26 protein-coding genes and 1 tRNA gene are annotated in these 22239 nt (G+C 62.9%); 23 read left to right on the top strand and 4 right to left on the bottom strand.

All coding sequences use genetic code 11. From position 1 onward, the window contains the following. The 5 genes from ACN0YF_RS04555 to ACN0YF_RS04535 form a co-directional block, all read left to right on the top strand. Nucleotides 1–863 (top strand): enoyl-CoA hydratase/isomerase family protein (locus ACN0YF_RS04555; RefSeq protein WP_417493516.1); only part of this gene is annotated, 863 nt, incomplete at its 5' end. Nucleotides 864–911: 48 nt separating this feature from the next. Next, on the top strand, nt 912–1805 hold the full coding sequence (mmsB, locus tag ACN0YF_RS04550; RefSeq protein ID WP_417493515.1) for a 3-hydroxyisobutyrate dehydrogenase: 894 nt from the start codon (nt 912–914) through the stop codon (nt 1803–1805). Between the two features lie 66 nt (nt 1806–1871). After that, complete coding sequence (locus tag ACN0YF_RS04545; RefSeq protein ID WP_417481686.1) at nt 1872–2363, top strand: MarR family winged helix-turn-helix transcriptional regulator; 492 nt, start codon at nt 1872–1874, stop codon at nt 2361–2363. A 127-nt stretch (nt 2364–2490) separates the two neighbouring features. Continuing rightward, nucleotides 2491–3714: a 5-aminolevulinate synthase gene (gene hemA, locus ACN0YF_RS04540; protein ID WP_417493514.1), complete on the top strand. Its 1224-nt coding sequence runs from the start codon at nt 2491–2493 to the stop codon at nt 3712–3714. A gap of 13 nt (nt 3715–3727) precedes the next feature. Then, nucleotides 3728–3964 (top strand): DUF6898 family protein, encoded by a 237-nt coding sequence (locus ACN0YF_RS04535; protein WP_417481688.1) that lies wholly within the window; start codon nt 3728–3730, stop codon nt 3962–3964. Between the two features lie 17 nt (nt 3965–3981). Here the strand turns inward: ACN0YF_RS04535 and ACN0YF_RS04530 are convergent, their stop codons facing one another. Then, nucleotides 3982–4404, bottom strand: a complete 423-nt coding sequence (locus tag ACN0YF_RS04530; protein WP_417493513.1) for a MucR family transcriptional regulator — start codon at nt 4402–4404, stop codon at nt 3982–3984. Nucleotides 4405–4678: 274 nt separating this feature from the next. Between ACN0YF_RS04530 and glyA the strand changes: the two genes are divergently transcribed. The 10 genes from glyA (at nt 4679) to ACN0YF_RS04480 (ending at nt 13514) form a co-directional block, all read left to right on the top strand. Then, entirely contained in the window at nt 4679–5986 is a 1308-nt protein-coding gene (glyA, locus tag ACN0YF_RS04525) for a serine hydroxymethyltransferase (protein ID WP_417493512.1), read from the top strand. Between the two features lie 9 nt (nt 5987–5995). After that, entirely contained in the window at nt 5996–6481 is a 486-nt protein-coding gene (nrdR, locus tag ACN0YF_RS04520; RefSeq protein WP_417481691.1) for a transcriptional regulator NrdR, read from the top strand. Then, complete coding sequence (locus tag ACN0YF_RS04515) at nt 6478–7056, top strand: RibD family protein (protein ID WP_417493511.1); 579 nt, start codon at nt 6478–6480, stop codon at nt 7054–7056. Before nrdR ends, ACN0YF_RS04515 begins: the two co-directional genes overlap by 4 nt. After that, entirely contained in the window at nt 7056–7667 is a 612-nt protein-coding gene (locus tag ACN0YF_RS04510) for a riboflavin synthase (protein WP_417493509.1), read from the top strand. Before ACN0YF_RS04515 ends, ACN0YF_RS04510 begins: the two co-directional genes overlap by 1 nt. Further along, nucleotides 7664–8782: a 3,4-dihydroxy-2-butanone-4-phosphate synthase gene (gene ribB, locus ACN0YF_RS04505; RefSeq protein ID WP_417493508.1), complete on the top strand. Its 1119-nt coding sequence runs from the start codon at nt 7664–7666 to the stop codon at nt 8780–8782. Before ACN0YF_RS04510 ends, ribB begins: the two co-directional genes overlap by 4 nt. Beyond that, nucleotides 8782–9213: a 6,7-dimethyl-8-ribityllumazine synthase gene (gene ribH / locus ACN0YF_RS04500; protein WP_417493507.1), complete on the top strand. Its 432-nt coding sequence runs from the start codon at nt 8782–8784 to the stop codon at nt 9211–9213. Before ribB ends, ribH begins: the two co-directional genes overlap by 1 nt. After that, a complete protein-coding gene (gene nusB / locus ACN0YF_RS04495) occupies nt 9210–9692 on the top strand; it encodes a transcription antitermination factor NusB (protein ID WP_417481696.1) in 483 nt (160 codons plus the stop codon). The genes ribH and nusB overlap by 4 nt, the downstream gene beginning before the upstream one ends. Nucleotides 9693–9695: 3 nt before the next feature. Continuing rightward, a complete protein-coding gene (thiL, locus tag ACN0YF_RS04490; protein WP_417493506.1) occupies nt 9696–10658 on the top strand; it encodes a thiamine-phosphate kinase in 963 nt (320 codons plus the stop codon). A gap of 40 nt (nt 10659–10698) precedes the next feature. Beyond that, on the top strand, nt 10699–11193 hold the full coding sequence (locus tag ACN0YF_RS04485) for a hypothetical protein (protein ID WP_417481698.1): 495 nt from the start codon (nt 10699–10701) through the stop codon (nt 11191–11193). Nucleotides 11194–11426: 233 nt separating this feature from the next. Next, a complete protein-coding gene (locus tag ACN0YF_RS04480) occupies nt 11427–13514 on the top strand; it encodes a sodium-translocating pyrophosphatase (protein ID WP_417481699.1) in 2088 nt (695 codons plus the stop codon). Between the two features lie 109 nt (nt 13515–13623). On the opposite strand, the gene ACN0YF_RS04475 is transcribed toward ACN0YF_RS04480, so the two are convergent. Further along, entirely contained in the window at nt 13624–14121 is a 498-nt protein-coding gene (locus ACN0YF_RS04475) for an outer membrane protein assembly factor BamE (RefSeq protein ID WP_417481700.1), read from the bottom strand. Between the two features lie 100 nt (nt 14122–14221). Between ACN0YF_RS04475 and ACN0YF_RS04470 the strand changes: the two genes are divergently transcribed. From ACN0YF_RS04470 to ACN0YF_RS04435, 8 genes are all read left to right on the top strand, one after another. Continuing rightward, complete coding sequence (locus tag ACN0YF_RS04470; protein WP_417493505.1) at nt 14222–14758, top strand: ubiquinol-cytochrome C chaperone family protein; 537 nt, start codon at nt 14222–14224, stop codon at nt 14756–14758. 93 nt (nt 14759–14851) lie between these two features. Beyond that, complete coding sequence (gene plsX / locus ACN0YF_RS04465) at nt 14852–15907, top strand: phosphate acyltransferase PlsX (RefSeq protein ID WP_417481702.1); 1056 nt, start codon at nt 14852–14854, stop codon at nt 15905–15907. After that, entirely contained in the window at nt 15904–16884 is a 981-nt protein-coding gene (locus ACN0YF_RS04460; protein WP_417481703.1) for a beta-ketoacyl-ACP synthase III, read from the top strand. The genes plsX and ACN0YF_RS04460 overlap by 4 nt, the downstream gene beginning before the upstream one ends. A 98-nt stretch (nt 16885–16982) precedes the next feature. Further along, a complete protein-coding gene (locus ACN0YF_RS04455; protein WP_417481704.1) occupies nt 16983–17288 on the top strand; it encodes an integration host factor subunit alpha in 306 nt (101 codons plus the stop codon). Nucleotides 17289–17323: 35 nt separating this feature from the next. Further along, the gene (locus tag ACN0YF_RS04450; protein WP_417481705.1) at nt 17324–17770 is read left to right on the top strand and encodes a MerR family transcriptional regulator; all 447 of its coding nucleotides are present in this window, start codon (nt 17324–17326) and stop codon (nt 17768–17770) included. A gap of 130 nt (nt 17771–17900) precedes the next feature. Then, nucleotides 17901–18254 (top strand): hypothetical protein, encoded by a 354-nt coding sequence (locus tag ACN0YF_RS04445; protein ID WP_417493504.1) that lies wholly within the window; start codon nt 17901–17903, stop codon nt 18252–18254. A 157-nt stretch (nt 18255–18411) separates the two neighbouring features. Next, nucleotides 18412–18488 (top strand) — tRNA-Pro (locus ACN0YF_RS04440). Nucleotides 18489–18611: 123 nt separating this feature from the next. Further along, entirely contained in the window at nt 18612–19634 is a 1023-nt protein-coding gene (locus tag ACN0YF_RS04435) for a COX15/CtaA family protein (protein ID WP_417493503.1), read from the top strand. Between the two features lie 75 nt (nt 19635–19709). Here the strand turns inward: ACN0YF_RS04435 and ACN0YF_RS04430 are convergent, their stop codons facing one another. Together ACN0YF_RS04430 and ACN0YF_RS04425 are read right to left on the bottom strand one after the other, a co-directional pair. Further along, a complete protein-coding gene (locus tag ACN0YF_RS04430; protein WP_417481708.1) occupies nt 19710–20717 on the bottom strand; it encodes a hypothetical protein in 1008 nt (335 codons plus the stop codon). Further along, nucleotides 20696–22111, bottom strand: a complete 1416-nt coding sequence (locus tag ACN0YF_RS04425; RefSeq protein WP_417493502.1) for an alkaline phosphatase PhoX — start codon at nt 22109–22111, stop codon at nt 20696–20698. The genes ACN0YF_RS04430 and ACN0YF_RS04425 overlap by 22 nt, the downstream gene beginning before the upstream one ends. Nucleotides 22112–22239 lie beyond the last annotated feature (128 nt).

The following is a 22239-nucleotide window of genomic DNA, read 5'->3' as shown; positions in this document are numbered from 1 at the left end:
ATCTCAGCGGAGAAGACGCGCTTGAAATCCTGCTCGAGGAATTCTCCGGCGATCCGGGCGATAGCGATCTCGCGCTGGCGCGCACCCTGATCCACCACTATCCCAAACCCTATGTCGCGCTGATTGACGGGATCGTCATGGGCGGCGGCGTTGGCGTTTCGGTACATGGTTCGCACCGCGTCGCTGGTGACAAGACCATGTTCGCCATGCCGGAAACGGGCATCGGCTTTCACCCTGATGTTGGCGGTGCCTGGTTCCTGCCGCGACTCGATGGCGAGATCGGCACCTGGATGGGCCTGACCGGTGCGCGGCTGAAGGCACCCGATTGCATCGCGGCCGGCCTGGCGACGCATTACTGCCCCTCGGCGCAAAACGAGGCCCTGATCGCGGCGCTGGAAAGCGCGGATCTCAGCGGAGAAGACGCGCTTGAAATCCTGCTCGAGGAATTCTCCGGCGATCCGGGCGATAGCGATCTCGCGCTGACGCGCACCCTGATCGATGCCGCCTTCTCCGGCGACAGCGTCGAGCCGATGATCGAGCGCATGACGGCTGCCGGTGATGCCTGGTCGATGAAACAGCTCAAGATCCTGGCAGGCAAATCACCGACCTCGCTCAAACTCACCCTGGCCGCGCTGCGTGCCGGCAGTGATCTGAGCTTCGAGGGCGTGATGCGGCAAGATTTGCGGCTCAGCGCCTGGTGCCTGACCGGTACGGATTTCTATGAGGGCGTGCGCGCCGTCATTATCGACAAGGACAATGCGCCCGTCTGGTCGCCGGCGACACTGGCCGAGGTCGATGATCTCGCCATTGCTGCGGCCTTCGCACCGCTTGACGACGACCATGAAATGACTTTCCTCGGCTGAGGCCTCGACGCGCTCGCGAGCGCAATAATCAAATTCGGGAGATTTCACATGGCAGTGATCGCATTTATCGGCCTTGGCAATATGGGCTCGGGCATGGCGGCCAATCTCGTCAAGGCGGGCCATGAGGTCCATGCCTTCGATCTCAACGCCAGCGCGCTCGCGCATGCCGTCGAGAATGGTGCCAAGGCTGCCAAGTCCACCGCCGACGCCGTGACCGGTGCCGCCGCCGTCGTGACCATGCTGCCCGCAGGCAAGCATGTCCGCACGGTCTATGCCGACGACGTCTTCCCGAATGCTGCGCCGGGCACGCTGTTCCTCGATTGCTCGACGATCGACGTCGACAGCGCCCGCTTTGTCGGCAAGGCGGCGGTCGAGAAGGGCTTTCGTTTCGTTGATGCGCCGGTCTCCGGCGGGGTTGCCGCTGCGGCGGCCGGGACACTGACCTTCATGGTCGGCGGCGCCGAGGCCGATTTCGCGGTTGCCGAGCCGATCCTGCAGGCGATGGGCAAGGCGATCCTGCATGCCGGCGATACCGGTTCGGGCCAGGCGGCCAAGATCTGCAACAATATGCTGCTCGGCATCACCATGATCGGGACCTGCGAGGCCTTCGCCCTGGCCGAAAAGCTCGGTCTCGACCAGCAGAAATTCTTCGACATTTCCTCGAAAGCCTCCGGCCAGTCCTGGTCGATGACGAGTTATTGTCCTGTCGCGGGCCCGGTTCCGACGACGCCGGCCAACAAGGATTACAAGCCTGGTTTCGCCACGGCGATGATGCTGAAGGATCTCAAACTGGCGCAGGACGCCGCCCAGGCCTCTGGTGCGTCGACGCCACTGGGTGCCCAGGCCGAGGCGCTGTACGCGATGTTCGGCAATCTCGGCGGGCAGGACCTCGACTTTTCAGCCATCTACAAGATGCTTAACGGAAGCTGGAAGGCCGGTTAAGCGCTTTTTAGCCAGTCCCTGCTAGCTTGATGCCAAGGATCAGAACGATCAGGTGGAGTGGGTAAAATGGCATTGGCAGAGAATCTGGCACCGGTTCCGGGCGCAAACACGCAATATCTTGAGCTGTTGCAGCTGGTTGAACGCCTGCACCGTCAATTGCTCGACGTTGTGAAGGACGAGCTGGACCGCGACGGTCTCGACAATCTCAACAGCGTTCAGGCGTTGCTTCTGTTCAATATCGGCGACCAGGAGCTGACGGCCGGAGAACTGCGTACACGCGGCCATTATCTGGGCTCCAACGTCTCCTACAATCTCAAGAAACTCGTCGATGCCGGTTATATCCGGCATGAGCGTTCGGCGGTTGATCGCCGGGCCGTGCGGGTTTCCCTGACCGAAAGCGGCTGCGCCGTGCGTGCGAAACTGTCGGCGCTGTTCGATCGCCAGGGCGCTTCGCTGAGCCCGGTGGGCGGTGTCGATGATGACAGCCTGCCGGCCGTCAATATGGCGCTGACCCGCGTCGAGCGCTTCTGGGCCGACCATATCCGCTTCCGCATGTAGGCGTTTTCCGCCTGCTGACTGCGATTTTTCCCGGGTGCGGCGCTTCGTCCATTCGCAGGTCGCGTGTTAACGGTCTATACGTCGATTCAAACCTGAATGGACGAAGCAGACCGCTAACGAGGCCGGCATGGATTACCAGAACGCGTTTGAAGCGGCCGTGCGCCGTGTGAAGGCCGAGGGCCGTTACCGCGTATTCGCCAATCTTTTGCGCCGCAAGGGTGAGTTCCCGGTTGCGCGCTGGCGCGCCCCGGACGGTCAGGTCAAGGACGTCACCGTCTGGTGTTCCAATGATTATCTCGGCATGGGGCAATTGCCCTGCGTCGTGGAGTCGATGAAAAAAGCCATCGATGATGTTGGCTCGGGCGCCGGCGGCACCCGCAATATTTCCGGCACCACCCATTATCATGTCGAGCTCGAGCGCTCGCTGGCCGATCTGCACAACAAGGATGCGGCACTGCTCTTCACCTCGGGCTATATCTCCAACGAGGCGACGATTTCCACCCTCGGCAAGATCCTGCCCGGCCTGATCATTTTCTCCGATGAACTCAATCACGCCTCGATGATCGCCGGTGTGAAGGGCGCACGCTGCGAGAAGCATGTATGGCGCCATAATGATGTCGCGCATCTGGAAGAATTGCTGGCCGCCGCCCCCAAGGGTGCGCCAAAGCTGATCGCCTTTGAATCGGTCTATTCGATGGATGGCGATATCGGTCCGATCGAGGCGATCTGCGATCTCGCCGACAAATACAATGCCCTGACCTATATTGATGAAGTTCATGCGGTTGGCCTCTACGGCCTGCGCGGTGGCGGTATCGCCGAGCGCGAAGGCCTGATGCACCGGATCGACATCATCGAAGGCACGCTGGGCAAGGCCTATGGCGTGATGGGCGGCTATGTCGCTGCCAATGAAACCATTATCGATGCGATCCGTTCGCTCGCCTCCGGCTTCATCTTCACCACCGCGCTGCCACCGGCGCTCGCCGCCGGCGCCCGTGCCAGTGTCGAATACCTCAAATCAGCGCATGAATTGCGCGAGAAGCATCAGGAGCGCGCGGCGACCCTGAAGGCCCGGCTCGCCGAGGCCGGCTTCCCGGTCATGCCGTCGGTGACGCATATCGTCCCGGTGCAGGTTGGCGATCCGGTCCTGTGCAAACGCATGACTGACATGTTGCTCGACGAGCATTGCATCTATGTCCAGCCGATCAATTATCCCACCGTTCCCAAGGGGACGGAGCGTCTGCGCCTGACCCCGACCCCGCTGCATACCGACGCCATGATCGATGAACTGATCGAGGCCCTGCACGATGTCTGGCAGCGTGCGTCCGAGCAGGACGTGGCGGTGACGGGATGAGATGGGCGTCTCGATGAGTGGTCGCGAGATCTACGTCGAGACCCAGCAGGTCGGGGGCAGCGTGCGTGTCGCTGCTGTCGATGCGGCAACCGGTGAGGAAGTCGTCTTCCAGGTTCCGCCGCGCACGACCAAGGCCGAAATCGATCAACTCGCCATGGCCAAGCTGGCCTGGAAAATGAATCGTGGCGAATCCGCCGAGCCGGACGCAAAACGGCCGGGCACAAGGCCCGGCCGCGGTATTTCCGTCTGATCTGCGGTGAGGGCGCGTTACGCGTCCTTCTTGCCGCGTCCCAGGCCGATATCCTTGGCGAATTGCGACCGTTTGCGAGAATAGGCCGGTGCCACCATCGGGTAATCGGAAGGCAGATTCCATTTCCGGCGATAATCGTCAGGTGACATGTTGTATTGCGAGCGCAGGTAGCGCTTCAGCATTTTCAGCTTTTTGCCATCTTCGAGACAGACGATGTAATCATCGCTGATCGATTTCGCCACCGAAACGGCCGGCTTCGATTTCGTTTCCTGTTTCAGTTCAACGCCGGAAACTTCCTTCATTGCCGTGTGAACCGAGCGGATCAGGTCAGGCACATTGTCTGCCGGCATCGAATTGTGGGACAGGTAGGATGCGACGACATCGGTGGTCATCCGCAGCAATTCTTCCTGGTCGACTGCCATGATGTTTTCTTCTGACATATTTGAGGCCTTTCAAATTCGCTTGGCGTGTTCGGGGGAGATGGCGCAAGCCCAATAATTATTTCTTGATGTGTATTGTGAGTTGTTGCTCAGCTCAAGCACTAAAGCATGAATAGCGGTAATCGCTGAACGTATGGGTGGAGGATTGAAATACGCTGCAATCCAGTTGCCGGTTCTGAGTTTGTCCCTGCCGGCGCGGCAACTCGACGCTTGTTTGTCATGCGGACCGGCCTTATCAAGCCGGCAAGCGTGTGTGCGTTGAAGAGGACAGATTATGCCGGAAGATGTCGCGACAGCCGTTCCAGGGAACAGTTTTTTCACCCAGTCCGTGGTCGAATCCGACCGAGAGGTGGCGCACGCCATCCACGCGGAAATTCTTCGCCAGCAGAGCCAGATCGAACTGATCGCGTCGGAAAACATTGTCTCGCGCGCGGTGCTGGAAGCCCAGGGCTCGCCGCTGACCAACAAATACGCGGAAGGTTATCCGGGCAAACGCTATTATGGCGGCTGCGAATATGTGGATGTGGTGGAGCAGCTGGCAATTGATCGGGCCAAGGCCCTGTTCGACGTCCAGTACGCCAATGTCCAGCCGAACTCCGGCAGCCAGGCGAACCAGGGCGTCTTCCTGGCCTTGCTGAAGCCCGGCGACAAGATCCTCGGCCTCTCCCTGAGCGCCGGCGGCCATCTTACGCATGGCGCCAAGCCCAACATGTCCGGCAAATGGTTCGAGGCCCATGCCTATGGTGTGCGCGAATCCGATGCCCGCATCGATTACGACGCGGTGCGCAAACAGGCCAATGAGCTGAAGCCGCAAATGATCATCGCCGGCGGTTCGGCCTATCCACGCGAGATCGATTTCGCCGAGTTCCGCAAGATTGCCGACGAGGTCGGGGCCTATCTGATGGTCGACATGGCGCATATCGCGGGTCTGGTCGCCGGCGGGGCCATTCCCAGCCCGACGCCGCACGCGCATGTCTGCACCACCACCACGCACAAGACGCTGCGCGGCCCGCGCGGCGGCATGATCCTCTCCAACGATCTCGAGCTCGGCAAGAAGTTCAATTCCGCGATCTTCCCCGGCATGCAGGGCGGTCCGCTGATGCATGTCATCGCCGGCAAGGCAGTGGCCTTCGGCGAGGCGCTGCGGCCGGAATTCAAGACCTATGCCCGCGATGTGATCCGCAATTGCCAGGTCATGGCCGAGGCCGTCACGGCTGGCGGCTATGCCATCGTCTCCGGCGGCACTGACAGCCATCTCGCCCTGATTGATCTGCGGCCCAAGGGGCTCAAGGGCAATCTGGCCGAGCAGGCGCTCGAGCGCGCCTATATGACCTGCAACAAGAACGGCGTGCCCTTCGATCCGGAGAAGCCGACCGTGACGTCCGGGCTGCGTGTCGGTTCGCCGGCGGCCACCACGCGCGGCTTCGGCGAGGCCGAATTCCGCCAGGTCGGCGAGATGATCGTGCGGGTGCTCGACGCCTTGGTGGCCAGCCCTGAGGGCGATGCCGAGGTCGAGGGCCAGGTCCGCGAACAGGTGAAGGCGCTCACGGCGCGCTTCCCCATCTATCCAGAATTGGCCTAAGGTACCCGGATGCGTTGCCCCTTTTGCGGACATATGGACACACAGGTGAAGGATTCCCGTCCGGCTGAGGACGGGAATGCCATCCGCCGCCGCCGGCAATGCCCGGCCTGTTCAGCCCGTTTCACCACCTTCGAACGTGTGCAATTGCGCGAACTGACGGTGCTGAAGAAGTCCGGGCGCCGGGTCCAGTTTGATCGCGAAAAACTCAACCGCTCGATCCATCTGGCGATGCAAAAGCGCAATATCGAGCCGGAACGTATCGAGCAGATGATTTCGGGCATCGTGCGGCGCCTTGAATCCACCGGCGAGACCGATGTCACCTCCGACCGGGTCGGCGAACTGGTGATGGAAGCGCTGAAGAATCTCGATGCGGTGGCCTATGTCCGCTACGCCTCGGTCTACAAGGATTTCCACAAGGTCCAGGATTTCCGTGAATTCATCACCGATGAAGATCTCGCGCCGGGCAATCGGGATCCGGAAGACGAGACCGAATGAGGCCGGATGGTCGAGCGCGCGTCACCCTCAAACTCGCCACCTCGCTCGATGGCCGCATAGCCCTGGCGAACGGCGCGTCGAAATGGATTACCGGCCCGGAAAGCCGCGCCGAGGTCCACCGGATGCGCGCCGCCCATGGGGCCATCCTCACCGGTATCGGCACCATCCTCGCCGACGATCCGCAATTGACGGCGCGGCCCGATGGCATCGCAGCACCCGTCCAGCCGGATATCCTGATCATGGATACGGCCGGGCGCACGCCTTCCAGCGCGGCCGTCCATGCCGATATATCGCGCCGGGTGCGGATATTCTGTGATCGCGACCTGGCCGCCGCCATGGCCGGTTATGACAGTGTCATGATCGAGGCTGGCAGTGCCATTGCCGGCGCCGCGCTGGACGCGGGGCTGGTGGACCGCATCGAATGGTTCCGGGCGCCCGTGGTGCTCGGCGGTGACGGTCTGGCCGCGATTGCAGCGCTTGGCCTTGAGCGGCTGGAGCTGGCCCCCACATTCAAACGCGTTGCGCTGGTCGAGCGCGGCCGTGACCTGCATGAAAGCTATGAGCGGATCCTCTGATGTTTACCGGAATTGTCACCGCGCTCGGGCGCATACGCGCCATCAGCGGCGAGGCCGTGAAACGCTTCGAGATCGAGACCCCCTACGCCCCTGACGGCATCGAACTCGGCGCCTCCATCGCCCATGCCGGCGCCTGTCTGACCGTCGTCGACAAGGGTGAGGCGGGGACAGGCGGCTGGCATGCCGTCGAGGTTTCGCCGGAAACCCTGCGCCTGACGACCCTGGGTGACTGGCGCGTCGGCGATTCGGTCAATCTCGAACGCGCCCTGAAAATCGGCGACGAACTTGGCGGTCACCTGGTCACCGGCCATGTCGATGGCGTCGGTGAGGTCCGTGAGCGGCGCGAGGAGGGGGAGTGGATTGTCTTCACCATCACCCCGCCGCCAGTCCTTAATCGCTTCATTGCCCGCAAGGGCTCGATCACGATCGATGGCGTCTCGCTGACCGTCAATGCGGTCACGCCGGAGAGCTTCGACGTGATGATTATCCCCCATACCGCGAGTGCAACTACAATGGGTCAGCTGCGCAGCGGGGCGCGCGTCAACCTTGAGGTTGACCTCATGGCGCGCTACGCCGCGCGTCTGAGTGAATTTCCGGAGGCTTCCGCGTGAGTGATATCCCCCTGTCTCCGATCGAGGACGTGATCGAGGATGCCCGAAACGGGCGCATGTTCATCCTCGTCGATGCCGAGGATCGCGAGAATGAGGGCGATCTGGTCATTCCGGCCAAATTCGCCACGCCCGATGCGATCAATTTCATGGCCAAGCATGGCCGCGGCCTGATCTGCCTGGCGATGAGCCAGGAGCGTTGCGACACGCTCGGCCTGACCTTGATGGCCTCGGATAACCGTTCGCGTCACCAGACGGCCTTCACGGTATCAATTGAGGCACGCGAAGGTGTCACCACGGGCATATCAGCGCATGACCGCGCCCGCACCATCCAGGTCGCGACCGATCCGGCCCTGGGCGCCGATGATCTCGCCACCCCGGGACACGTCTTCCCGCTCGTCGCCCGCGATGGCGGCGTGCTGGTCCGCGCCGGACATACCGAGGCCTCGGTCGATGTGGCGCGGCTTGCCGGTGCTGGCTCGGCCGGGGTGATCTGCGAGATCATGAATGAAGACGGCACCATGGCGCGCCTGCCCGATCTGGTCGCCTTCGCGCAATTGCACGGTCTCAAGATCGGTACCATCGCGGATCTGATCGCCTATCGCCGCAAGCATGACCGCTTCATCGAGCGGCGCCTGGAAACCGAATTCGAGAGCGAGTGGGGCGGGCCGTTCAAACTGGTCGTCTTCCGCAATACGCTCGACGGTGCCGAACACGTCGCCCTGGTCAAGGGAATGCCCTCGGCCGAGGCGCCGACCATGGTGCGCATGCACAAGGTCAGTTTCGTCGATGATGTCCTCAAGGACTCCGGCGGCCGCGGCGGGTTGGTCGAAGCGGGAATCCGCTCGCTGGCAAACCACAGGGGCCCCGGCGTGATGGTGTTGATCCGCGAGACCAGCCATACGGCGATTGTCGAGCGGCTCGGCGCGCATCCGGCGCTGCCGGAAACCGAGCGCCATGCGCGGCGCCTGCGCGAATACGGTGTCGGGGCGCAGATCCTGCTCGATCTCGGCGTGCGCGACATGATCCTGCTGACGACCAAGCCGCAAACCATTGTCGGGCTTGAAGGCTATGGCCTGAGCGTCAGTGAAGAACGCCATTTTCCGGAGGAGTTGTGATGAGCCAGCGTCGAGTCCTGATTGTCGCGGCGACCTTCTATCGCGATATCGCCGATGCCCTGATCGCCGGGTCCATTGAGGCCCTGACCGCTGCCGGTGCCAGTTTCGACCTCGTCGAGGTGCCCGGTGCGCTGGAAATTCCCGGCGCAATCACACAAGCCGTGCTTGGCGAGGCCGGCTATGACGGATATGTCGCGCTGGGCTGCGTCATTCGCGGCGAGACGACGCATTATGATTATGTCTGCAGCGAATCGGCGCGCGGCCTGATGGACCTGTCCTTGCGGGGTATTCCGCTGGGCAATGGGATCCTGACGGTTGAAAATCGCGACCAGGCGCTCAGGCGTGCGATTGAAAAGAACAAGGGCGCAGATGTGGCCGGGGCCTGCCTCGCACTGATCGCGCTGAGAGACCGGTTCAGGAGAGCTCCATGAGCGCGCAGAACAAAGAAAACCCCTCCGACAATCGCGCCCGTCTGCGCCGCGCCGCCCGGCTGGCTGCCGTGCAGGCCCTGTACCAGATGGAAATATCCGGTCGCGGCGCTGCCGACGTGATTACCGAATTTCGCGATCACCGCTTTGGCCATGAAGGCGAAAACCCTGATTTCGTCGAGGCCGACGAGGCCTTCTTCGAAGCCCTGGTTGCCGGCGTTGTCGCCAAGCAGGCGACCGTGGATCTCGCGATCAATGCGCTGCTGGCCGAGGGCTGGCGTCTGGAACGTCTCGACGCGACGGTTCGCGCCATCCTCCGCTCGGGCGGCTATGAGCTGTTCGAGAAGACCGATGTCCCGGCCCGCGTCGTGATCGATGAATATGTCGATGTCGCTCACGCCTTCTTCGAGGGGGCCGAGCCGAAATTCGTCAATGCCGCGCTCGACAACTGCGCGCGCCAGGCCCGTCCCGGCGAGCTTTGAGCGATGGCGGGCGAGTTCGACTTTATTCGAACGCGTCTGGCACCGCTGACCCGTGGCCATCCGGCCGCGCTTGACCTGACCGATGATGCCGCCGTACTGACGCCGGCGCCGGGCTGCCAGCTGGTGGTTGCCAGCGATATGCTGGTCGCCGGCGTGCATTTCCTCGACAGTGATCCGCCGGAGGCCGTGGCCGAACGCTGCGTGCGCAGCAATCTCTCAGACCTTGCGGCGATGGGCGCCGAGCCCCTGGGATATCTCAGCTCCATTGCCTGGCCGCGCACGGTGTCTCAAGCCTGGCGCGAGGGCTTTGTTGACGGGCTCGCCAGTGCCCAGGGGGCCTTTTCCCTCAGCCTGCTCGGCGGCGACACGACGGCCGGACCGGGACCTCTCACCATCAGTCTCACCATGCTCGGCCAGGTGCCGGCCGGCGCGGCATTGCTGCGGCGCGGTGCCCGGCCCGGCGAAGATGTCTGGGTCTCGGGAAGTATTGGCGATGCGCGGCTGGGTCTGGAGGTCGCGCGCGGTGCGCTGCCGGCCGATCCCTACCTGCTGGAACGCTATTACCGCCCGTCACCGCGATTGGCGTTGGGCCAGGCCCTGCGCGGTGTGGCCACGGCCTGCCTGGACGTCTCTGACGGGCTGATGGCCGATGCGGGCCATATCGCGCAGCTCAACGGCGTCCGGCTTGAGCTGCAGGCGGCGTGCGTGCCGGTCTCTGCCCCGGCCCGGACCTGGCTGGCGGATCGGGGGCAGGCCGGGCTCGTGAACCTGGTCTGCGGCGGTGATGATTACGAATTGCTGTTCTGCGCCGCGCCGGCGCAGCGCGAGGCGCTGACGGCCCTGGCGGCCCGGCTCGGAGTGCCTTTGACGCGGATTGGCGAGGTCGCCGAAGGGCAGGGGGCAGTCCTGCGCGACGAACGGGGCGCCCTGATTGATACCGGGACAGGCGGATTCACGCATTTTTGACGCCCCTCTGCCATGATCACCGTTCAAGAACGAGGTGATCATGCGTATTTTTCTGGCGATACTCCTGTCGGTCTGGTTTTCGTCGGCGGCCCTGGCCAGCGGCGGTGGCGGTGGCGCCTCAGGATCAGGCTCGGGCAATCGCTTTGTGACCCTGTTCAACCTCTCCGGTGACGCGGAAGATGAGGACAGCGCGGAGGAAGAGGAAATGGCCGCCAATCCGCGGGTGTTTACCCTGCCTGCGGTTGTCGCCCCGCTTTCCGTCGAAGGCCGCCTGACCGGCTATGCCTATGTCCGTGTCCGCGTCCGCGCTGCTGACGGGCAAAATGTCTGGGACATGCAGGAACGGACCCATTTCGCGCTCGATGCCATGGTGCGGGCCGCCTCGCGAATCCCGCTGTCCAATGCCGATGGTTCCGGGCTCGACCTGGAGCTTGCGACGCGGGTCTGGGAATCGGTCCTGCGCGACTATTACGGTGCCTCGGCCATCGCCGAAATCCGGGTCGGCACTCCGGACACCCTCATGCTGCGGCGCTGATCGCCGCGCCCTGCGCCGCGTAACAGCTCCGGTTTCGGCCGGCCACTTCCGGTTCTAGATCTGTGCGAGCCGCGCTTTTTCCCTATCAAGAAGGCGTGTTGCGCCGCTCGATGGCTTTGGGCATAGTCCAGACCATCGGGGTGGCATGAACAGGTCGGCGTGATTCTCACGCTTGTGCTTTCCCCGCTTCCATTCTCGACCTCAGAGAAGAAAAAATAACGGGGATACATGCCATGAACATACTTTTGTTGGCCATTGGAGCGGGTCTTCTCGCCCTCATCTACGGCGTCATCCAGACGCAACGTTTGATGAAGGAGAGCGCCGGTTCGGAAAAGATGCAGGAAATTGCATCGGCCATTCAGGAAGGCGCAAACGCTTATCTCAAGCGCCAGTATACCACGATTGCCATCGTCGGGGTCGCCGTCGGCGTCCTGATCGCCTTTTTCCTGGGCTGGCAAGTCGCGGTCGGCTTTGTAGTCGGGGCTGTCTTGTCCGGCTCGGCCGGCTTTATCGGCATGCTGGTTTCGGTTCGCGCCAATGTGCGTACGACCGAAGCCGCGAGCAAAAGCCTCGCTGCCGGTCTGGACATCGCTTTCCGCTCGGGCGCCATCACGGGCATGCTCGTGGCCGGCCTCGCACTGCTGGGTGTGGCGGGTTATTACTGGCTCCTCACGAATGTCATGGGCTTTGTGCCGTCTGACCGCACTGTGGTCGACGCCCTGGTGGCCCTCGGCTTCGGCGCGTCCCTGATCTCGATCTTTGCCCGTCTCGGCGGCGGTATCTTCACCAAGGGTGCGGATGTCGGCGGTGACATGGTTGGCAAGATCGAAGCGGGTATCCCGGAAGACGATCCACGCAACCCGGCCACGATTGCCGACAATGTCGGCGACAATGTTGGCGATTGCGCCGGCATGGCGGCTGATCTGTTCGAAACCTATGCCGTGACCATCGTCGCGACCATGGTTCTGGCCTCGATCTTCTTCACCGGTGAACTCGGTGCGATCATGATGCTCTACCCGCTCGCAATTGCGGCGATCTGTATCGTGACCTCGATCCTCGGCACCTTCTTTGTCCGTCTGGGCAAGGGCACCAATGTTATGGGCGCGCTCTACAAGGGCCTGATCGCGGCCGGCGTGCTGTCGGTTGCCGGTCTGTGGCTCGTGACACGCTATGTCCTGCCAAACGGCATGGGCGATATTGCAGAAGTCTCCGGCCTTATGATTACGGGGCAGAACCTGTTCTTCTCCGGCCTCGTCGGCCTGGCGGTCACCGGTGCCATCATCTGGATCACCGAATACTATACCGGCACGGCCTATCGTCCGGTGCGTTCGGTTGCTGCGGCCTCGGTCTCCGGGCACGGCACCAATGTGATCCAGGGTCTCGCCGTTTCGCTTGAAGCCACGGCGATCCCGGCGCTGATCATCATCGGCGGTATCATCGCGACCTACTCGCTGGCCGGCCTGTTCGGCATTGCGATTTCCGTGACCACCATGCTGGCCCTGGCCGGCGTGATCGTGGCCCTCGACGCCTTCGGCCCTGTCACTGACAATGCCGGCGGTATCGCGGAAATGTCCGGTCTCGACGAGAGCGTTCGCAACACCACCGACACGCTCGACGCGGTCGGCAACACCACCAAGGCCGTCACCAAGGGCTATGCCATTGGTTCTGCCGGTCTCGGTGCCCTGGTGCTGTTCGCGGCCTATACGACCGATGTGGAACATCTCCTCCACCTCGATCCCGACTTCTCCCTGAAAAACCCGTATGTCATCGTCGGCCTCCTGTTCGGTGGGCTTCTGCCTTACCTGTTCGGCGGCATGTCGATGATGGCGGTTGGCCGGGCTGCTGGCGCTGTCGTCGCCGAGGTTCGTCGCCAGTTCAAGGAAATCCCGGGTATCATGGAATACAAGGCAAAGCCGGATTATGGCCGCGCCGTGGATATCCTGACCAAGGCGGCGATCCGTGAAATGATCGTGCCATCCCTCCTGCCGGTGCTGTCACCGATCGTGCTCTACTTCGCGATTGATGCGCTGGCCGGACAGGAACAGGCCCTCGCAGCCGTCGGCGCCATGCTGATGGGTGTGATCGTCAATGGTCTCTTCGTCGCGGTCTCGATGACTGTCGGCGGCGGTGCCTGGGACAATGCCAAGAAATACATCGAAGACGGCAATCATGGCGGCAAGGGCTCTGAGGCCCACAAGGCTGCCATTACGGGCGACACAGTCGGCGATCCCTACAAGGATACCGCTGGTCCGGCCGTCAATCCGATGATCAAGATCACGAATATCGTGGCTCTGTTGCTGCTGGCCTTCCTGGCCCGCTAGAGCGGGATCGGGCAGCGCGCCCTGGCGTCCTGCCCGTCTCATCGTCACACAGAGAAAAGCCCCGGTCGCGAGACCGGGGCTTTTCGTGTCTGATTTTTTGGGAGGGCGGCTATTCGTTGCGGCGTGGACCGCCGGCACCGCCGGGGAGATTGTCCTCGCCACCGAATTGCTGGCTCGGCAGGCCGCCGATATTGCCGAGCAACTGCTCCAGCAGGCTCAGCTCGCGGCCACGTGTCGGCGTTTCGCGGCTGACATAATCAACCATGCGTCCGTCTTCCAGCGTGTATTCGACGACATCGGTCACCGCGCCGGTCTCTTCATTGAAGCGGATGGCGACGATGCGGCGATCGCGTGTCACCGGGCGCAGATAGGCCAGGGATTCGCGGGTTGCCGAGACATAGAACCAGGTGTTTTCGTCGAATGTACCGCGCATGGACGGGTTGCCCAGGCGCTGCATGACCGAATCGCGTGTGTCCTCGTCAGGCATGATCGAGGGCTCCTGGCCAAGCGTGTAGCGATAGCCGTGGGAACGAAGGATCGGATTGCAGGCCGACGCACCGAGGGCGCAGGCGGCAATCAGGATGGACAGGCGAACGCGACGGCTCATGAAACACTCCTCGGGACCGCACCGGCGGTCTGTATGCCAACCTTGACCTAAACAAGCTGCAGCTTAGCTTCAAGCCCGAAGATAAGGGAGCCCCGATCACATGTGGCCCAACTGGTTCAGACCCCGGCCCGAAAAAGCGATCGGCAAGGCCCTCTACGCAAGCATTGTGCAGGCGGCGCGGGAGCCGGCCCTGTATGGAGAGGGCGCCGTCCCCGACACGCTGGAAGGACGCCTGGAACTCATCCTCCTGCATGCTGCGCTGACAATCCGCTCGCTGCGCCGTGATGGCGGAGAGCCGGGCCGGGCGGTAAGCCAGGTCGTGTTCGATACCATGTTCGAGGATTTCGATATCGCGATGCGCGAGCTCGGGCTGGGCGATTCCGCTGTCGGCAAGAAAATCCGTTTCATGGCCGAGGGCTTTTACGGGCGCGCGCACAGCTATGACAGTGCGCTTGATGCGCCCGAGGCGGAGGCGCTCGAACAGGTGCTGTCGCGTAATTTGCTGGGCAGCGAGGACATCGATCCGCGCGCTGCAGCACTCGCCGACCGTGTCCATGCCGTGCTGGCCGCGCTGGAAGCGACAGGCGGCGCAGCCATGGCGCAGGGCGAATTACCGGCTTTTCCGTCATCCCGATAACCGAGTTCGCGTCTTGCATCTCATCGGTCATCGGCTAAGTTCCGCCAACGTCCGGCGGCTAACACCGTCGTTTGGGACAGTTTTGCATTGCCGATGATCTCTGACACAACGATATCCGTAGACGCCATGGGCGGTGATCTCGGCCCGGTGGCCGTGGTCGAGGGGATCGGGTATGCGCTCAAGCGCTGGCCCGAACGCAAGACCCGTTATCTGCTGCATGGTGATGAAGCGCTGCTGAAGCCCTTGCTGGCCCAGCACCCCGATGTCGCCGCCGTTTGCGAGCTGCGTCACACCGACACCATGGTCCAGATGTCCGACAAGCCGTCGGAAGCCGTGCGCCGGGCGCGTGGTTCCTCGATGTGGAATGCGGTCCAGAGCGTCAAGACCGGCGAGGCCGATGCGATCGTGTCTTCGGGCAACACCGGCGCGCTGATGGCGATATCCAAGGTCATCCTGCGGATGAAGAAGGGTATTCACCGTCCGGCGATTTCGGCCAACTGGCCGACGCCCAAAGGTCATACCGTGGTGCTCGATGTCGGTGCCAATGTGCAGTGCGGCGCGACCCAGCTGGTCGAATTCGCCATCATGGGCGAGGCCTATCACCGCGCCGTTTTCGGCGGCGATCATCCGACGGTTGGCCTGCTCAATGTTGGCCAGGAAGAACTCAAGGGCAATGATACGGTCCGCGAGGCCGACGCGCTGATCCGCAATTCCGGTCTCGACATGGCCTATCAGGGCTTTATCGAAGGCAATGATATCAGCGCCGGCATTATCGATGTCGTCGTCACCGACGGCTTCACCGGCAATATCGCACTCAAGACCGCGGAGGGCACAGCCCGTCTCGTGGCCGGCTGGGTGCGCGAGGCTCTGACCAGCTCCTTCTTTGCCAAGCTTGCCGCCGGCCTGTTGGCCCTGGGCGCACTGGACCGGCTGAAGCGGCGGATGGACCCGCGTTATATCAATGGCGGCGTCCTGCTGGGCCTCAAAGGGATTGTGGTCAAGAGCCATGGCGGTGCTGATGGCGAGGGCTTCGCCTCTGCCCTCGGGCTCGCCCAGGTCATGGCCAAGAGCGATTTCATGAGCCAGATCCGCAAGAATCTCGACCGTTTTGCCAGTTTTGAAAAACAGGATATCGCTGCAGCATCATGAGTGAATTGAGAGCGCGTATTGCCGGGGTCGGCTCCTACTTGCCGGACCGGATATTGTCCAATGACGAGCTCTCGCAGATGGTTGATACCAGCGATAGCTGGATCCGCGAACGCACGGGGATCCGCCAGCGCCATATTGCTGCTGAAGGCGAAACCACCTGTGACCTTGCCGAGATGGCCTCGCGCCGCGCTATTGAGCAGGCCGGGCTTACCCCTGACGATATCGATCTGATCATTGTCGGCACCACCACGCCCGATTTCACATTTCCCTCGACAGCGACCCTGCTTCAGGCCCGTCTCGGCGTCAGCGGAGGTGCCGCATTCGATGTCCAGGCCGTGTGCTCGGGCTTCATCTACGGTCTGTCGATTGCCGACAATTTCATCGCCCGGGGACAGGCCCGCAATGTCCTCGTCGTCGGGGCGGAGACGATGTCGCGCATCCTCGACTGGACCGATCGCTCTACCTGCGTCCTGTTTGGCGATGGCGCCGGTGCCATGGTGCTGCAGGCCCATGAGCCGCAAGGTGACCCCGCCGACGAGCCCGGCATCCTCGCGACCTATCTGCGCTCGGACGGGCGCTTCAAGGACCTGCTCCATGTTGATGGCGGCCCGTCCTCCACCGGCACGGTCGGGCATCTGCGCATGCTCGGGAATCAGGTCTTCCGGCACGCGGTGACAAATATCGCTGAATCGATGAGCACCATTGCCACTCGCACGGGTATCAAGATCGCGGATATCGACTGGTTCGTGCCGCACCAGGCCAATCAGCGCATCCTCGAGGGTGTGGCGCGGCGCCTCTCGATTCCGACGCACAAGGTGATCTCGACGGTGGCCGATCACGGCAATACCTCCGCCGCCTCGGTGCCTCTCGCCTACGACCGGGCCGTGCAGGACGGGCGGATCAAGCCTGGCGACCTTGTTTTGATGGAAGCCCTGGGCGGCGGATTCACGTGGGGAGCCGTGCTTGTACGGGCTTGAGATCAATTATTGAAGGTTTCACGCGCCTATCCAAGACCTTGGCGTTGACCGGCGGGGCAATGCAGGCTTAACGTAGGGACTCTGATTTGGGGACTACTATGTCAGATAAAACTTTAACGCGTGCAGATCTGGCCGAAGCTGTCTACCGGGAGGTCGGATTGTCCCGGCAGGAGTCGGCAGATCTCGTGCAGTCAGTACTGTCTCTGATGTCGGATACGCTGGCATCGGGGCATTCGGTGAAGCTCTCATCCTTCGGTTCCTTCCTGTTGCGCGACAAGCGCGGCCGGGTCGGGCGGAATCCGAAGACCGGGATCGAGGTTCCGATCGAAGCCCGCCGGGTACTGGTTTTCAAACCATCCCAGGTGCTCAAGGAGCGCGTCGATTTGGCTCTGTCGAAAGACTAGCAACGGTTTGAGCCGAAGACCGATGCGAGACAGACATGTCGGTCACAGATAAATCGCCCGAAGCATTCCGGACCATCAGCGAAGCCGCTGATGAGCTTGATGTGCCTGCGCACGTCCTGCGCTTCTGGGAGAGCAAGTTCCCGCAAATCAGTCCATTGAAACGCGCGGGCGGCCGGCGCTTCTACCGGCCTGCGGATCTCGCCCTGCTGCGCGGAATCAAACGTCTCCTCTATGAAGATGGTTTCACCATCAAGGGCGCCCGCAAATTCATTGCCGAGCAGGGCGTCGCGGCTTTGCTCGATCCGGCCGGCACTGCCGTCACCCGCGAACCGGTCGCTGTCGATGCTGCCGATCTTGAAGCCCCGGCTGCGCCCTCACACGCGCCGCATGTCCCGGGCAGTCCGCAGCGCGGCCTCGCCGATGTGCTTGAGGAGCTGGAAAATGCGCGCGCCAAATTGCGCTCGGTTCTCGAGCCGCGCTAGCGACGGCGCACTTCGCCGTGACGGGTGAAAAGATTTCGATATCCCGCTTCCGAGGACAGGCGTAATGATGTGGCGCCGGTCCAGGGACCGGCGAGCGCCCTGTGGCGTTCCCCTTTTATGGAAACCTCCGATGACGATCCGTCTGTTTGCTGCCGCTCTGTTGAGTGCTGCAGCCGTGTGTGGCTCTGCATCTGCCCAGTCCGTCTATAGCCAGGTCACGGTCTATAACGGTTCCGGCGTGTCCATCACCGCCGTCTTTGCCGGCCCGTCCAGCCAACCGGACTGGGGGCAGAATACCCTCGACACATCGCAAGTCGCGCCGGGCGAGGATCTGGTCATCACCCTGAGCAATGAGGATGGCGAGTGCCTCTACGATCTGCGCTATGATTTCGCGGATGGAGATGTCTACGAAGAATACGAGGTCGATATCTGCGAGGCCGATGGTCAGCGCTTCGAGATCACCAGTGATAGCGGCGTCAAATAATGGATCTCAGCCAGTCGGGCCGGGGCGTGAGCGTCCCGGCCCGGTTCGGTCCGCCGTTCTGAGATTGTGCTGAACGCGGTGTTGCGGACATTCAGGCCTGTGCCTATAACCGCCTTCCCCGTTGAGGCTGGCTTTGGCCCGCCTGATCAAGGAAAGTCGGAGCGTAGCGCAGTCCGGTAGCGCACTCGCCTGGGGGGCGAGGGGTCGCGAGTTCGAATCTCGCCGTTCCGACCATTCCCCTGCCGCCGCTGTGCGGCGCTGCGCCCCCGATCCGGGGCTGCGACATCAAACCGCCGCCATTTTGGCTTGTCCGGAGCGTGTGATGCGTTACCAGACCTTCTGTGTGCAGGAGGTTCCATGTCCTATCGCTCCCGGTCCAGTCAGTCGGTCTCGAACTGGCTCTTCTTCGTCGCCCTGATGGTTTGCGCCATGATCCTGGTGGGCGGCGCCACCCGGCTTACCGACAGCGGCCTGTCGATCACGGAGTGGAAACCGCTCTCCGGCGCGATCCCGCCGCTGACCGCTGCCGACTGGCAGGCATCCTTCGAGCTCTATCAGCAGACGACCGAATTCCAGGAGCAGAATTCGGCCATGACGCTGGCCGATTATGAAACGATCTTCTGGTGGGAATGGGCGCATCGCCAGCTCGGCCGGATGATCGGCCTTGTCTACGCTCTCCCGCTTCTCTTTTTCTGGCTGCGCGGTTCGATCAGCGCCCATCTCAAGCCGCGCCTGCTGGCGCTGCTCGGCTTCGGTGCGCTGCAGGGCGGGATCGGCTGGTGGATGGTCGCCAGCGGCCTCGTCGACCGGCTCGATGTCAGCCAGTACCGTCTGGCCGTCCATCTCGGCATGGCCTTCCTGATTCTCGGCATGAGCGTCTGGCTCGGATTGACGGCGCGCTTCGGGCCGCCGCCGGTGCGACAAGGGCGTCTGGTAGGCGCGGCTGCCGCCTTGCTGGTGCTGATCTTCATCCAGATCCTGCTGGGCGCATTCGTCGCCGGGCTGGATGCGGGACGCATCTACAACACCTGGCCGCTGATGCATGGTCAGCTGGTGCCCGAGGATTATCTCGCCGGCCTGCCTTTCCTGCAGGCGATTTTCGAGAGCCATGCGGCCGTGCAGATGAACCATCGCTGGATGGGCTATCTGGTCGCCCTGGCGGTTCTGGCCTTTGCTATCGCGATCTGGCGGGAACCCCGCGTGGCCCTCAAACCGTTCATGATCGTGTTGCCGGCCTTGGTCATCGCCCAGATCGCGCTGGGAATTTCCGCGCTGCTCGCCGTGGTGCCGCTGGGTCTGTCGCTGGCCCACCAGGCCGGGGCAATCCTGCTCTTCATCGCGACGCTCGGCGCCACCTGGACCGCTCGCCGCGCGATGTAGGGGCACCACGCAAAAGGGCCCGTCCAGCGGACGGGCCCTCAAGCGTGAGATCATGCCCCGCAGGGCTGGTTGCGATCAGTCGGCGGTGACCAGGGCTCGGCTGGCCGCGTCGTGGGAGATCACCTTGATGCGCTGGTCGTCCTGGTCGAAGACGGCGATCATTCCGGAAATATACGCGGTGAAGCCATAGGATTCCGGCGTGATGGCGATGCCGGCTGGCTGTTCGATCCCCGGTGTGCTCAGACCATCGACAATCGTCAGCTCCGAGGCCGGTGCCAGGTCAAGGCCGTAGAAGGTGTGCACGCGACCGGTGGCGCCATCCGTGGCAAGGACCAGGCGTGATCCGTCGAAATCGCCGACAGCGAGACTGACGACCGACTGGTTGTTCTCGGCCTCGATCACGCCGTCCGGGCCCATGCGGGAAATGCCGCCGGCGGGACTGGCCAGATAGATGTCGCCATCCAGTGTGGCGCATTGGCGGGCCGGAGCCGACAGGGCGAAATTCTGACGCTGTTCGACGCTCAGCACATCATTGCCGGAATCGCGGATGCGCCAGATCTCGGCGGTGGCGCCATTGCCGAGCACCACCAGATCGACATAGCCGACACCCTCGCGATACAGGCACAGCCCGGCGACGCCGTCAGCCGGTGTGGTCTCGGCAAGCGGCAGGTCGAGGACGCGAATGCCGTCGGGGACGACGGCATAGCCGTAGACGCTGTTGTTTTCGGGCGAGGCACCGAAAATTAGGGGCAGGCTCTCGCCGCGCAGCTGGAAGCCCGGCGCGGTCGCCAGACCGGAGAGGCGCACGCCGGCATGGCGGGTGCGCAGTTCGCCATCGGCGTCGAACAGGTCGAGCCCGCCTTCGCGTGGCGCCGAGACGATCAGGCCGAGCGAGGCCGCATCGCGGTTGGGCAGGAAGGCGAGGGCGGCCGCACCGCCCTGGACGCTGACAAAGGCTGCCGTGACCAGGACTTCGCGATTGTTCGCCTCGATGGCGGCAGCTTCCTCGATCGCCTGCTCCGGGGTCGGACCGCAGGCTGCCAGGATGCTGAGGGCAGCGCCTACAAGGAGCGATCGCCCCAAGGCCCGCGAACCGCGAATGTGCGGCCGGGATAGCGCTGGATGTTGAAGAACAGGGTTGAACCATCGGGACTGAAACATGGACCGGTAATCTCACTCTTTTCGCCATCCGGGCCGGAGGCGGCGTTGCGGCCAATCGTATACACCTGACCGGCGGGCGTCACGCCGCGGATGTATTGATCGTCATTGCCGTCTTCAAGCACGATGAGGTCGCCCCAGGGCGCGACACAGATGTTGTCGCATCTTTCCATGATTTCCGGGGCGTCGCTCTGGACGAACAGCTGCAGCCGTCCAGGCTGTCCGGCCTCGCCGGGCTGGCCCTCCAGCGGGCTGGGCTGATATCGCCAGATCTGGCCCAGATGGGACGGTCCGCCATCCGTCGAGGTGAAATAGGTTTCGCCATCGCCCCAGTAAATTCCCTCGCAGCGGCTCATATGGGCCGCCCCGGCGCCGACGGCGCGGGACCAGAGATCCGCATTGGGCGATTCGACATCGTCGAGATCGATCCACTCGACTTCAAGCCAGTCGCCAACGGCGACCGTGGAGCCGGTTTCGGCCCAGTTGCGGATATCCATGCCCGGCCGGCCCTTGATTGCCAGGGCCTGCAGGCGGCCACCTTCGGCGAGCTGACCACGGACATTCGGCAGGAAGCGGTAGAAGCAGGAGCCGGCATATTCATCTTCGGTCTCGTAGACGATGCCGGTCTCCGGATCGACCGCCACGGCTTCGTGGCGAAACCGGCCCATGGCCTTGAGCGGCACCGGCTCCACAAGACCGGTTGCAGAGGAGGGCACTTCAAAGCAATAGCCATGCTCGACGCGGGCTGCATCACCGGGTCCGACCGTTGTTTCCTCGCAGGTGATCCAGCTGCCCCAGGGTGTCACGCCGCCGGCACAATTATTATAGGTGCCGACCAGGGAGAGATATTCGTCCTCGACCTCCAGGGTTTGTGGATTGAGCACGACATGGCTGGTGCCGCCCAGATTGGGCAGGCCATCGGCGGTCCAGTCGTGGACACGGCTGCGATCAATCAGGCCGATGCGTTCGTTATTGGCTCCGAATGGCGAGACCTCGGCCTGCCCCGGATTGAGCTCGTGATTGCGGACCAGAACCAGGCGTCCATCATCGCGGGAGAAGCAACCCATGCCGTCGAAATCGCCCGGTGCCAGAAGCCCGTCGGTCATTTCATCGCCGACGGTGGAGATGACCTGATAGGTGAAGCCGCGAGGGAGATCGAACAGGCTGGCCGGGTCCCGCTGCAGCGGGCCATAGCCGCGCACCTGGTTGAGATAGCCGGTGATCGCGTTCGACTGGCAGCCGGCGAGCGTGGCCAGGCCGGAGAAGGCGGCCGTTGTGGCGATCGAATTTCGCAGGAAAAGGCGGCGGGTGAGGGACATGTCTAGGCTCCGTACGATCGGGAATACCCTGCTAATACAAGTGCATCACGACAGGAAGATGACGATGGCAGTGTTATGCGGTATTATATAACCGCATCGCTAGCTGCATAAAAACGCAACGGAAATTC

Source organism: Maricaulis sp. (assembly GCF_048270265.1).
GTDB lineage: Bacteria > Pseudomonadota > Alphaproteobacteria > Caulobacterales > Maricaulaceae > Maricaulis.
The sequence above is the reverse complement of the archived record's forward strand: the minus strand, read 5'-3'. Positions and strand labels throughout refer to the sequence as shown.